10 protein-coding genes are annotated in these 13,064 nt (G+C 73.8%); all 10 read right to left on the reverse strand.

The window, feature by feature from the left end:
- The coding region (ftsZ, locus tag MPTA5024_RS08880) for a cell division protein FtsZ (RefSeq protein WP_157099424.1) at positions 1-1,026 on the reverse strand (1,026 nt) is incomplete at its 3' end.
- 276 nt (positions 1,027-1,302) lie between these two features.
- Positions 1,303-1,974, reverse strand: a complete 672-nt coding sequence (locus MPTA5024_RS08885) for a cell division protein FtsQ/DivIB (protein WP_051457861.1) — start codon at positions 1,972-1,974, stop codon at positions 1,303-1,305.
- Between the two features lie 31 nt (positions 1,975-2,005).
- The gene (gene murC, locus MPTA5024_RS08890; RefSeq protein WP_036321406.1) at positions 2,006-3,403 is read right to left on the reverse strand and encodes a UDP-N-acetylmuramate--L-alanine ligase; all 1,398 of its coding nucleotides are present in this window, start codon (positions 3,401-3,403) and stop codon (positions 2,006-2,008) included.
- Positions 3,400-4,479, reverse strand: a complete 1,080-nt coding sequence (gene murG, locus MPTA5024_RS08895; RefSeq protein ID WP_036321409.1) for an undecaprenyldiphospho-muramoylpentapeptide beta-N-acetylglucosaminyltransferase — start codon at positions 4,477-4,479, stop codon at positions 3,400-3,402. Before murG ends, murC begins: the two co-directional genes overlap by 4 nt.
- A 61-nt stretch (positions 4,480-4,540) precedes the next feature.
- Positions 4,541-5,791: a putative lipid II flippase FtsW gene (ftsW, locus tag MPTA5024_RS08900; RefSeq protein WP_036321411.1), complete on the reverse strand. Its 1,251-nt coding sequence runs from the start codon at positions 5,789-5,791 to the stop codon at positions 4,541-4,543.
- On the reverse strand, positions 5,788-7,164 hold the full coding sequence (gene murD, locus MPTA5024_RS08905) for a UDP-N-acetylmuramoyl-L-alanine--D-glutamate ligase (RefSeq protein ID WP_036321414.1): 1,377 nt from the start codon (positions 7,162-7,164) through the stop codon (positions 5,788-5,790). The genes ftsW and murD overlap by 4 nt, the downstream gene beginning before the upstream one ends.
- Complete coding sequence (mraY, locus tag MPTA5024_RS08910) at positions 7,146-8,219, reverse strand: phospho-N-acetylmuramoyl-pentapeptide-transferase (RefSeq protein WP_036321417.1); 1,074 nt, start codon at positions 8,217-8,219, stop codon at positions 7,146-7,148. The genes murD and mraY overlap by 19 nt, the downstream gene beginning before the upstream one ends.
- Positions 8,216-9,583, reverse strand: a complete 1,368-nt coding sequence (locus tag MPTA5024_RS08915) for a UDP-N-acetylmuramoyl-tripeptide--D-alanyl-D-alanine ligase (RefSeq protein ID WP_036321420.1) — start codon at positions 9,581-9,583, stop codon at positions 8,216-8,218. Before MPTA5024_RS08915 ends, mraY begins: the two co-directional genes overlap by 4 nt.
- Positions 9,584-9,658: 75 nt before the next feature.
- Positions 9,659-11,230, reverse strand: a complete 1,572-nt coding sequence (locus MPTA5024_RS08920; protein ID WP_036321423.1) for a UDP-N-acetylmuramoyl-L-alanyl-D-glutamate--2,6-diaminopimelate ligase — start codon at positions 11,228-11,230, stop codon at positions 9,659-9,661.
- Between the two features lie 41 nt (positions 11,231-11,271).
- The coding region (locus tag MPTA5024_RS08925; protein WP_084369520.1) for a peptidoglycan D,D-transpeptidase FtsI family protein at positions 11,272-13,064 on the reverse strand (1,793 nt) is incomplete at its 5' end.

Here is a 13,064-nt window from a genome sequence, read left to right on the forward strand (position 1 = left end):
CGGCGCGGCGGGCCGAGCCGCGGCGGCCGGGCGGGCCTGCTGCGGCCTCGTCAGCGGCGCGGCGACCGGCTTGGCCGGGGCCGGCTCGTCGAAGCCGGCCGCGATCACCGTCACCCGGACCTCGTCGCCGAGGGCGTCGTCGATGACCGTGCCGAAGATGATGTTGGCGTCCGAGGCCGCGGCGTTGGACACCAGCTGGGCGGCCTCGTTGATCTCGAACAGGCCCAGGTCGGAGCCGCCCGCGATGGACAGCAGCACGCCGTGGGCGCCGTCAATGCTCGCCTCCAGCAGCGGGCTGGAGACCGCCATCTCTGCGGCGGCGACCGACCGGTCGTCGCCCCTGGCGTGGCCGATGCCCATGAGGGCCGAGCCCGCGCCGGACATGACCGACTTCACGTCGGCGAAGTCCAGGTTGATCAGACCGGGCGTGGTGATGAGGTCGGTGATGCCCTGCACACCGGACAGCAGCACCTGGTCGGCGGCCTTGAACGCGTCGAGCACGCTCACCTGGCGATCGGAGATCGACAGCAGCCGGTCGTTCGGGATGACGATCAGCGTGTCGACCTCCTCGCGGAGAGTCTCTATACCGGCTTCGGCCTGCATGGCCCGGCGCTTGCCCTCGAAGCTGAACGGCCGGGTCACGACGCCGATCGTGAGGGCGCCCAGCGAACGGGCGATGCTGGCCACCACCGGCGCGCCGCCGGTGCCGGTGCCGCCGCCCTCGCCCGCGGTCACGAAGACCATGTCGGCGCCCTTGATGACCTCTTCGATCTCCTCCCGGTGGTCCTCGGCGGCCTTGCGGCCCACCTCCGGGTTGGCGCCCGCGCCGAGGCCCCGCGTGAGCTCGCGCCCCACGTCGAGTTTCACATCGGCGTCACTCATCAGCAGCGCCTGGGCGTCAGTGTTGATGGCGATGAACTCGACGCCCTTGAGTCCCTCCTCGATCATCCGGTTGACGGCGTTCACTCCGCCGCCGCCGATGCCGACGACCTTGATGACCGCGAGGTAGTTCTGCGGTGCTGCCACGACGAGGGGCCTTTCCGCTCGTTTGCGTTTCATGCGGGCAGGGCCCGCCGTCTTCGTTTAGAACTCTCACCCTCAAGTTGAGATTTAGAGTTATGTCAACCTGAGGATTGATACGGACAGTAGGGTTGCGCCTCCCCCAGGGTCAACTAACCGCGCCGCAAGGCCGTCCCGCGTGTCGCGGGCCGTCCGATTCGCACGATGCCTCGCGAACCGGCCCCGCGCGGCCTTTCCGGCGCATGTCGCGGTGACGTTTCTCACTCCGGCTCCGGGACGCCCTCACCGCACCGTCACCACCCGGGGGGAGCTCACGTCGTACGTCTTCCCGGGCTTGGGGAGCACGGCGACGAGCACGCGGGCCTTCTCGGCCGCGCGCCCGGCGTCGCCCCACACGACCGTGCGGCCGTCCGTCAGCCGGAGCGTTATGGAGTCGGGTGACGGGGCCCGCACCTCCCTCAGCCGGTCGAGCAGGTCGGCGGGGAGCGCCCGCAGGACGGCGAGGGCCGACCGGGTGGCCGGGTCGTCGGCGGCCGCCCGCTGCACCCGCAACACGGGCAGCCGGGGCGGGGCGACCGGGACCTGCTCCAGCACCACGCCGTACCGGTCGATCACGTCGGTGAGGGCGCCCGCCGGGACGGCGGCGGCGGGGACGCGCTCGACCACGTCGATCCGCAGCGTGCCGGGCCAGCCCCGCGCCACGCGGGCCGACTCCACGGCGCGCAGGGCGCCCACGCGCCCCTCCACGGCGCCCAGGTCGACGGTGGCGAGCGGCGTGCCGGTCCGCACCCCGGCCGCGGCCCGCACCTGCTCGGCGGGGATGCGCGTGTTGCCGGTGACCTCCACCTCGCGGACGCCGAGGACGGGCGAGAAGAACACCACCCAGGTGGCGGCGCCGACGACCCCGCCGCTCAGCAGGACCGCCAGGGCCGTGCGCCGGACGGCCCGCCTCACGGGCGCCTCACCGCCGCCCCCGCCGCCGGCCTCACCGCGCGGACAGCTCCGCGACGATGCGGGGGCCGAGTTCCGTCACGTCGCCCGCGCCCATGGTGAGGACGATGTCGCCGGGGCGGGCGCGGCCGGCCACGAGGCCGGGCACGGCGCCCCGGTCGGGCGCGTAGACCACCTGTTCGGCGGGCAGCGGCACCTTCCCGGCGACCAGCGCGCCGGAGACCCCGGGCTCGGGGTCCTCACGGGCCCCGTACACGTCGAGGACCACGACCTCGTCGGCCAGCCCGAGCGCCGTGCCGAACTCGTCGGCGAAGAACCGGGTGCGCGAGTAGAGGTGGGGCTGGAAGACCGCGATGACCCGGCCGTCGCCGTTCACCACGTCGCGGGCGGCCCGCAGGTCGGCGGTGAGCTCGGTCGGGTGGTGGGCGTAGCTGTCGAACACCGTCACCCCCGCGGCCTCGCCCTTGGCCTCGAACCGGCGCTTCGCCCCGGTGAAGGCCGACAGGCCCTCCCTGATCTCGGCGAACGGCAGGCCCAGCTCCAGGGCGACGGCGATGACGGCGGTGGCGTTGACCGCGTTGTGGCGGCCCGGCACGACCAGGCGCACCGACCCGTGGCCCGCCACGCCGAACTCCACCCCGAGGCCGCGCGGCTCGATGCCGACCGTCCGCACGTCGGCGTCCGGGGACTCGCCGTACGTCACGACGCGCAGGCCGCGGGCACGGGCGAGGGGGGCGAGCGCGGCGGCGCCAGGATCGTCGGCGCACACCACGAGCAGCGACCCGACGCGCTCGACGAACCGGGCGAAGCTGTCGTGCACGGCCTGGGGGTCGCCGTAGTTGTCCAGGTGGTCGGCCTCGACGTTGGTGACCACGGCGATGCGCGGCGCGAGCATGAGGAACGAGCCGTCGCTCTCGTCGGCCTCGGCCACGAACACGTCGCCGGCGCCGTCGTCGGCCCCGAGGCCGGTGGTGACGAGCTGGCCGCCCACGCAGTAGGACGGGTCCTCCCCGCACTTCTGCAGGGCCACCGTGAGCATGGAGGTGGTCGTGGTCTTTCCGTGGGTGCCGGCGACGGCGATGCCCGTGCGGCCGGCCATCACCGCGGCCAGCGCGGCGGCCCGCGGTATGACCCGCAGGTTCTGCCGCAGCGCCTCCCCCAGCTCGGGGTTGGAGTCGCGGATGGCCGTGGAGACCACGACCGTGTCGACGTCCTTGATGTGGGAGGCGGCGTGCCCGACGTGGATGGCCGCGCCCAGCTCGCGCAGCTCGTGCAGCATGTCGGACGGGCGCGCGTCGCTGCCCGACACCGGGACGCCCCGCTTCAGGAGGATGCGGGCGATGCCGGACATGCCGGCGCCGCCGATGCCGATGAAGTGCACCCGTCCCAGGTCTGCGGCCGGCACGGGGTCCACGAGCTTGACCAGACTCATCGCGAAGCGATCTCCAGCACCTTGCGGGCGAGCGTCACGTCGGCGTCCTTGCGGCCCATCCGTGAGGCGGCCTCGGACATCGCGACCACGCGCTCGGGGTCGTTGAGGATCGGCAGCAGCGTCTCCACGATCCACGCCGCGGACAGCTGCGCGTCGTCGATCATGATCCCGCCTCCCGCCCGCACGATCGGCTGGGCGTTGAGGCTCTGCTCGCCGTTGCCGTGCGGGAGCGGCACGTACGCCGCGGGCAGCCCCACGGCGGTCAGCTCCGCGCAGGTCATGGCGCCGGCCCGGCACAACACCAGGTCGGCGGCCGCGTAGGCGAGGTCCATGCGGTCGACGTACGGGAGGATCACGTACTGCGGGTCGCCCGGCGGGGGCTCCACCGCGACCTCGTTCTTGGGCCCGATCACGTGCAGCACCTGGACGCCGGCCGCCCGCAGGTAGGGGGCCGCCTCCAGCGCGGCGTTGTTGACCGAGCGGGCGCCCTGGGAGCCGCCGAACACCAGCAGCGTGACGCGGTCGGACTCCAGCCCGAAGTACGACCGGGCCTTGTCGCCCAGCGACAGGCGGTCCATCTGGGCGATCTGCCGGCGCAGGGGGATGCCGACGTACTCCGCGTTGGGGAGCGAGGCCTCCGGGTGGCCGGTGAAGACGTGCTCGGTCAGCCGGGCGCCGAGCCGGTTGGCCAGGCCCGGGCGGGGGTTGGCCTCGTGGACGACGATCGGGACACCCCGGCGGCGGGCGCCGAGGTAGCCGGGGGTGGCCACGTAGCCGCCGAACCCGACAAGCACGTCGGCCTGGACCTGGTCCAGGATGCCGGCGGCCGCGCCGATCGCCCCGGCGAGGCGGCCGGGCACCGTGAGCAACTGGGGCGTGATCGAGCGGGGCAGCGGCACGGCCGGAACCAGGGCCAGCTCGTACCCCCGTGCGGGCACCAGCCGGGTCTCCAGGCCACGCTCGGTGCCGAGGCAGGTGATGCCGATCGACGGGTCCTGCTCGCGAAGCGCGTCGGCCAAGGCGAGCGCCGGCTCGATATGGCCGGCCGTCCCGCCGCCGGCGAGGACCACCCTCATGTCACTCCCTGTTCCCACGTCGTTCCGTGTCGTCGCGCGCTGCCGCGCCGCCGCTCCCCCGTCACCGCCTGGCGCGGCCGTTCAGGCCAAGCCAGCTTAGAGCCCGCGCGGCCGGTCCGGGGCCACGGGCCGCCAGCGCCTCGGCCGCGCCCGGCTCGCGTTTGGCGAACGACAGCAACATGCCCAGCGCGCCGAGCGTCGGCAACAGGGCCGACCCGCCGTACGACACGAGCGGGAGCGGGATGCCGGTGATGGGGAAGACGCCGATCACCGCGCCGATGTTGACGATGGCCTGCCCGACGATCCAGGCGACCGACGCGGCGGCCGACAGCCGGATGAACGGGTCGCGGGCCCGGGAGGCGATGCGCAGCCCGGCGTACCCGAGCAGGCCGAACAGCGCGATCACCACCAGCGTCCCCATCAGGCCGAGCTCCTCCCCGAGGATCGAGAAGATGAAGTCGCTCTCGGCGTGGGGCACCCAGTCCCACTTCTGCCGGCTGCTGCCGAGCCCGAGGCCGAACCACCCGCCCGAGCCGATCGCCATCAGCCCCTGGACGGCCTGGAACCCCGTCCCCTGGGCGTTCTCCCACGGCCGCAGGTAGCCCGTCAGGCGGCCCAGACGGTACGGCTCGACGATGATCATCACCACGGTCGCCATCGCGAGCAGCCCGAGGATGCCGCCGAACAGGCGCACCGGGGCGCCCACCACCCACAGCAGGGCGAGGAAGATCAGCATCAGCACGATCGTCGTGCCGAGGTCGCGGCCGAGCATGACGAGGACCGCGATGATCGCGGTGCCGGGCATCAGCGGGATCAGCAGGTGCCGCCACTCGATCCGGCCGCCCCGCGCCTTCCTGGCGAGCAGGTCGGCGCCCCACAGCACCAGCCCCAGCTTGGCGGGCTCGGACGGCTGCACCGAGATGGGCCCGATCGCGATCCACCGCTGGGCGCCGAGCAGCTCCTGGCCGATGAAGATCACCATCAGCAGGCCGATGATCGACACGGCCATCAGGGGGTAGCCGGCGAGGCGGAAGAACCGCTGCGGCATGCGCGAGCACACCCACATCAGGGGGATGCCCAGCGCGACCGACATCGACTGCTTCATGAACCAGTAGAACGGGTTGCCGGTCTTCTGCAGCGCCTCGATGCTGGACGCCGACAGCACCATCATCAGGCCCAGGGCCAGCAGCAGCGCGCTGCAGCCGAGGACCAGGTAGTACGACGTCAGCGGGCGGCCGAGCAGCTCCCTGAGCGACGCGAGCTGCGCGCGGGCCCAGCCGCCGGGGGCGGCCGCGGCCGGCTGCGCCGTCACGACTCCGCCAGGCGGTGGACGGCCCGGGCGAAGGCGTCCCCCCGCGCCCCGTAACTGGCGAACATGTCCAGGGAGGCCCCCGCGGGGGCGAGCAGCACGGTGTCGCCCGGGGAGGCGAGCCGGGCGGCTTCTGCGACGACACGGTCCATGACCCCAGTGTCTTGCCCCGGCACGTCCACCACGGGGACGTTCGCGGCGTGTCGCGCCAGCGCCCGGCGGATCGTCTCGCGGTCGGTCCCGAGCAGGACGGCGCCGCGCAGGCGGGGGGCGGCCCGGCGGACGAGGTCGTCAACGTCGGCGCCCTTGAGCTGGCCGCCCGCGATCCACACCACCGACGGGTACGCCGCCAGGGACGCGGCGGCCGCATGCGGGTTGGTGGCCTTGGAGTCGTCCACGTAGTCGACCTCGCCGACCGTGGCCACGTGGGCGATCCGATGCGGGTCGGGCACGAACTCGGCCAGGCCGCGCCGCACGGCCTCGGGGGGGACGCCGTACGCGCGGGCGAGCGCGGCGGCGGCGAGCGCGTTGGCCACGTTGTGCGGGGCGAACGGCCGGACGTCGGCCAGCCCGCACAGCTCCTCGGCCGAGGCGACCGGGTCGGGGGTGAACGCGCGGTCGACGAGCAGGTCCTCCACCACGCCGAGCTGGCCGGGGCGCGGCACGCCCAGCGTGAAGCCCACCCGGGACCCGTACGGCTCGGCCAGCCGGGTGGACCACTCGTCGTCGGCGTTGTAGACCACGACCCCGGCGTTGGCGAAGATCCGGGCCTTGGCCGCGGCGTACTCCTCCATCGAGCCGTGCCAGTCGATGTGGTCGGGGGCGACGTTCAGCACGGCCGCCGCGAGCGGCTCGATGGACGACGACCAGTGGAGCTGGAAGCTCGACAGCTCCACCGCCAGCACGTCGTACGGCTCGGCCACGGCCTCCACGATGGGGACGCCGACGTTGCCGACGGCGAGGGCCTTGCGCCCGGCGGCCGACAGCATCGAGGCGAGCATCCGCACGGCGGTGGTCTTGCCGTTGGTGCCGGTGAGCGCGAGCCAGGGGGCGGATCCCTCGCCGCGCAGCCGCCAGGCCAGCTCGACCTCGCCGATCACCTCGACCCCGGCCCGGGCGGCGGCGGTCAGGAGCGGGTGGCCGGGACGCCACCCCGGGGAGGTGACGACGATCTCCGCCCTTTCGGGCAGGGCGGGCTCGCCGAACCGCACCTCGACGCCGAGACGCGCGAGCTCCGCGGCCGCGGCGCGCTGCCGCTCCCCCTCCGTGGCCTCCAGGACGACGACGCGCTCGCCGCCCCGCGCCAGGGCGCGCGCGGCCGCCGCGCCCGAGATCCCGAGACCGGCGACGACGACGCTCACTGCTTGGGCATCCATTCCAGGTAGAACAGGCCGAGCCCGGCGGCGACGCAGAGCGCGGCGATGAGCCAGAAGCGGACGACGATGGTCGTCTCGGCCCAGCCCGACAGCTCGAAGTGATGCTGGAGCGGGGCCATCCGGAACACGCGTCTCCTGGTCATCTTGAAGAAGCCGACCTGGATGATCACCGACATCGTGATGATCGCGAACAGGCCGCCGAGGATGGGCAGCAGGAGCTGGGTCCGCGTGGTGAAGGCGAGACCGGCGATCACGCCGCCGAGCGCGAGCGAGCCGGTGTCGCCCATGAAGATCTTCGCGGGCGGGGCGTTCCACCACAGGAACCCGAGGCAGGCGCCGAGCACCGCCGCGGCGACCACGGCGAGGTCGAGCGGATCTCGCACCGAGTAGCAGTTGGGGCCCAGCAGCATCGTGCAGCTGTTGCGCAGCTGCCAGTTGCCGATCAGCACGTACGCGGCGAGGACGAGGCAGGTGGCGCCGGAGGCGAGGCCGTCGAGGCCGTCGGTGAGGTTCACCGCGTTGGAGAAGCCGACGATGAAGAACAGCACCCACAGCGTGAAGCCGAACAGGCCGATCGAGGGCCCGAAGTCGCGCAGGAACGACAGCTTCGTCTCGGCCGGGGTGAGGTCGTAGCCGTTCGGGAACCGCACGATCAGGATCGCGAAGATCGCGCCGACGACGAGCTGCCCGGCCGCCTTGGCGCCGCTGCGCAGGCCGAGGCTGCGCTGCTTGTAGATCTTGATGAAGTCGTCGAGGAAGCCGACCGCGCCGAGGCCGGTCATCAGGAACAGCACGAGCAGGCCCGAGATCGTCGGCGGGTCGGTGACCGCCGACAGCAGGGTCGTGAGGTGGGCCGTGAAGTAGCCGATCAGCGACGCGATGACGATCACCGTGCCGCCCATCGTCGGGGTGCCCTTCTTGTCGTAGTGCCCCGACGGCCCCTCCTCGCGGATGTTCTGGCCGTACCCCCTCCGGGCGAACAGCCGGATCGCCAGCGGCGTGCCGACCATGGAGAGCAGCAGCGATACCGCGGCCGCGATGAGGATGTTCCTCACCGGGCGTCACCTCCGAGGATCGCCGCGGCGACCCGCTCGAGCCCGGCCGCACGCGGCCCCTTCACCAGCACGACGTCGCCCGGCCGCAGACGGCCGGCCAGCTCCGCAGCCGCCGCGCCGACGTCGGGGACGTGGATCGCGCCGGGGGCGCCGGCCAGGACCGGCCCGGCGTCCTCCCCCACCACGACCAGCGCCTCCAGACCGGCGCCGGCGGCGAGCCGCCCGACGCCCTCGTTCAGCTCCGCCGAGTCCTCGCCCAGCTCGCGCAGCGCGGCGATCACGGCGAACCTGCGCCGCCCCTCCCCGATCGCGGCCAGGCTGCCGAAGGCGGCCCGCATGGAGTCGGGGTTGGCGTTGTACGCGTCGTTGATCACCGTCACGCCGTCCGGCCGGTCGGTGACCTCCATCCGCCACCGGCTGCGCGGCTCGGCGTTCGACAGCTCATCGGCGATCGTCGCGACGGGCAGGCCCAGCTCGTACGCCGCGGCGGCGGCGGCCAGCGCGTTGTCGACCGCGTGGGCGCCGTGCAGGCGCAGCCGGACCGGCGCCGTGCCGGACGGCGTGCGCAGCGTGAACGCGGCCCGGCCGCGCTCGTCGACGGTCTCGTCCTCGGCCCGCACGTGCGCCCCGGGCGACCGCCCGAAGTAGGTGACCCTGGCCTCCGTACGGCTCGCCATGGCCGACACGAGGGGGTCGTCGGCGTTGAGCACGGCGACGCCGTCGGACGGCAGCGCCTCGACCAGCTCGCCCTTCGCCCGGGCGATGGCCTCCTTGCCGCCGAACACGCCGAGGTGGGCGGTGCCGACGTTGAGGACGACGCCGATGCGGGGCGGGGCGATCCGCGCGAGGTAGGCGATGTGGCCGACGTTGCGGGCGCTCAGCTCCAGCACGAGGAACCGGGTGGACTCGTCGGCCTTGAGCACGGTCAGCGGGTGGCCGATCTCGTTGTTGTACGACCCGACCGGGGCGATCGTCGGGCCGATGCGGGCGGCGAGCCCGGCCAGCAGGTCCTTGGTGGTGGTCTTGCCCGCGGAGCCGGTCACGCCGACCACGGTCGCGGCGGGCAGCCCGGCCGCGACGGCGGTCGCGAGGTCGGCCAGGGCGGCCACGACGTCGCTCACGATCACGGCGGGGGCCTCGACGGCCCGGGAGGCGAGCACGGCCGTGGCGCCGGCCTCACAGGCCTGGCGGGCGAAGTCGTGCCCGTCGGCCCGCTCCCCCTTGATCGCCACGAACAGCGAGCCGGGGACGACGGCCCGCGAGTCGATCACGACGGGCCCGCGGACCACGGCTCCGGGGTCGGCCAGGCCGGTCAGCGCCCCCGACGTGATCTCGGCGACCCGGGCCAGCGGCAACGGGATCATCGGTGTTTCCTGCTCTCTTTCGCGTCGGTCGGCCGGCGGCCGGGCCCCGCGCCCGGCGCCGCCTGGGATGTCGGCTCAGGCACCCGCGGCCCCCTCGCCCGCACGGGCGGCCCGCTCGCGCCTCGCGACGGCCCGCGCGGCCACCTCGCGGTCGTCGAAGGGGACCACCTCGCCTCGGACATACTGCCCTTGCTCGTGTCCCTTGCCGGCCACAACTACCACATCTCCGGGCGCGGCACCGGAAATCGCCAGATCGATGGCGGCCGCGCGGTCCGGCTCGACGACGACGTGCGCCCGCTCGTCCTCGGGCACCAGCAGGGCGCCCTCCAGCATCGCGGCGAGGATCGCGAGGGGGTCCTCCGTACGGGGGTTGTCGCTGGTCAGGACGGCCACGTCGGCCAGGCGCGCGGCGGCCTCGCCCATCATCGGCCGCTTGCCCCGGTCGCGGTCGCCGCCGCAGCCGAGCACGATCGTCAGGCGCCCGCCGGGGCCGTCGTCCAGCACGGCGCGCAGCGACCGGAGGACCGACTCGACCGCGCCCGGCTTGTGTGCGTAGTCGACGATCACCTGGACGTCGCCCTCCCCGGGCACCCGCTCCATCCGTCCGGGGACGCCGGGGAAGGACGCGACGCCGGACACGGCCGTCTGGAGCGGGACCCCGGCCTCGACCAGCGCGACCAGCGCGCCGAGCGTGTTGGCCACGTTGAACGGCCCGGGGAGCCCGACCACCGCGTCGGCCTCGACCCCGCCCGGCCCGACGACGCGGAAGGCGCTGCCGTCGCCGCCCAGCCGCACGTCCTCGGCCCGCCAGTCGGCCTCCGGGGCGCCGGAGGCGGAGAACGTGGTGATCGGGATCTTCGCCAGGCCGGTCAGCTCGCGGCCGTGCCGGTCGTCGACGTTCACCACGCCCAGGCGCGACAGCTCCGGCGTGAACAGCCGCCGCTTGGCCGCGAAGTAGTCGTCGAGGTCGCGGTGGAAGTCGAGGTGGTCCTGCGACAGGTTCGTGAAGATCGACACCTCGTAGAACAGGCCGTCGACCCGGCCGAGGGCCAGGGCGTGGCTGGAGACCTCCATCGCCGCGGCCGTGACCTCCTGCTCGCGCATCAGCGCGAACAGGCCCTGCAGGTCGCTCGCCTCCGGCGTGGTGAGCTCCGCCGGGAAGCAGGCGTCGCCCGCCCGGATCTCCACGCCGCCGATCAGGCCGGTCCGGTGGCCGGCGGCCCGCAGCCCCGCGTCGAGCAGGAACGTCGAGGTGGACTTGCCGCTCGTGCCGGTGACGCCGATCAGCGTCACGCCGGCCGCCGGGTTCCCGTACACCCAGGAGGCCACGCGGCCGAGCAGCGCCCGCGCGTCGGGAACGACGAGCACCGGCAGCCCGGTCGCCACGGCCCGGTCCCTGCCCTCCTCGTCGGTGAGGATCGCCGCGGCCCCCGCCGCCAGCGCAGCCCCGGAGAACTCCGCGCCGTGGGCCCGGTTGCCCGGCAGGGCCACGTACAGGTCGCCCCGCAGCACCCGCCGCGAGTCGATGGTGATGCCGGTGACGGCGCCCCTGACCGCCCTGGCGCCGGGCGAGGGGACGGCCGAGACCGTGCCGAGGAGGGCCGCGAGCCCGGACAGCGGGCGGGCCGGCACGGAGGCGGGACGCATGGAGGACGGGGGACGCACGGCGGAGAGCGTACCTTCCCCCGTCACCCTTGGGTGCGAAGGACGACGTCGGGCGCCTTCGTACCCGTCGGCGGGATCTTCCTGCTCTTCAACGCGAATGTCATGACGTCCTTGAACACCGGGGCGGCGACCATGCCGCCGAAGTGGCCTTTCTTCGGATCCTGGATCACGGCCAGCGCCATCAGCCGGGGCGCGTCCGCGGGCGTGAAGCCGACGAACGTGGCCGTGTACCCGCAGTATCCCCCGCACTTCTCGTCGTACCGCATGGCGGTGCCGGTCTTGCCCGCGACCCGGTACCCGGAGATCGACGCGGCCGTGCCCGTGCCGTCGTTCCCGACGGCGGCCTCCAGCATCTGGGAGATCTGCTGCGCGGTCCGCTCGCTGATCACCCGCGTCCGCCTGGGCGCCGGGGACGGTACGAGCCTGCCGTGCTCGTCGGTGGTGCCCGCGACGATCGTGGGGGTCACCCGCACTCCTCCGTTGGCGATCGTCTGGTAGACGCTGGCCATCTGCAGCGCGGTCACCGAGATGCCCTGGCCGTAGGCGATCGTACAGCGCTGGCTGCCCGACCAGTCCTGCCAGGCGGGCAGCAGGCCGTCCTGCTCGCCGGGGAGCCCCGACCCGCTGCGGGCGCCGAACCCGAACGCCCGGAACATGTCGTACAGCCGCTGGCTGGGCAGGCTCTGCGCCGCCATGATCGTGCCGACGTTGCTCGACTCGGCGATGACGCCCGTGAACGTGAGCGGCTCCACCTTGTGCGGCTCCGCGTCCTTGATCTGCCGGTCGGCGCACTGGATGTGGTCGGGCACCCGCAGCACGGTCTCGGGGGTGACCGCCCCCGCCTCCAGCGCGGCGGCCGCCGTGATGACCTTGTTCGTGCTGCCCGGCTCGAAGATCTCCGACACGGCCCGGTTGCCCCGGTCGTCCACCGGGGCGTCCTGCCAGTCGTTCAGGTCGAGCTGCGGGGCGTTGGCCATCGCGACGATCTGGCCGGTCCGCACGTCCATGACGATCACGCTGCCGCTGCGCGCCCTCGTCGCGGCGACCTGCTTGGCGATCGCCTGCTCGGCGGCCCACTGGATGTCCCTGTCGATCGTCAGCCGCACGTCGCGGCCGGGCACCGGCGAGCGCCGCGTGCTGCGCGTCATCGGGATGCGCTGCCCGTCGCGGCCGATCTCGATGCTCTGCTGACCGTCGCGGCCCGCCAGGAGCTTGTCGTAGGCGCTCTCCAGCCCCTCCAGGCCGGTCCCGTCCACGCCGACGAAGCCGATCAGCCCGGCCGCGAGCGAGCCGCCCGGGTAGAGGCGGCGGTAGGTCTGCTTGGACCCCACGCCCTTGAACCCGTAGCTCATGATCTGCTTGGCGCGCAGCGGGTCGACGTCGCGGGAGATCGGGATGTACCGCTGGCCCGTCTTGGCCAGCTTGGCGTCGATCTCCGGGCGGGGCCGGTTGAGCTGGGCGGCCAGCATCGCCGCGACCTGGTCCCGTTTGGCCGGGTCGACGTCCTTGGGGTCGATGTAGATCTCCCGGGCGTCGACCGTCACGGCGAGCTCGTGGCCGCCGATGTCCTTGATCGAGCCACGCCTGGCCGGCAGCACCTCGGGCTGCACCCGCTGCTGCGCGGCCCTGGCCTGCAGGACCTTCGAGTCGAGCCCCTGGAGCTGCACGAGCCGCCCGGCGAACAGCGACAGCACGAACGCCATCGCGACCAGGGCGGCGTTGAGCCGCCGGCCCGGGTTGCCCAGCCGCAGGACGGCGGGCGGGCGCGGCGGGGCCGGGGGACGCGGCGGGCCCGGCGGGCCGGACCTGCGCCCGT

It is taken from the genome of Microbispora sp. ATCC PTA-5024 (assembly GCF_000511135.2).
In the GTDB taxonomy this organism is placed as follows: domain Bacteria; phylum Actinomycetota; class Actinomycetes; order Streptosporangiales; family Streptosporangiaceae; genus Microbispora; species Microbispora corallina.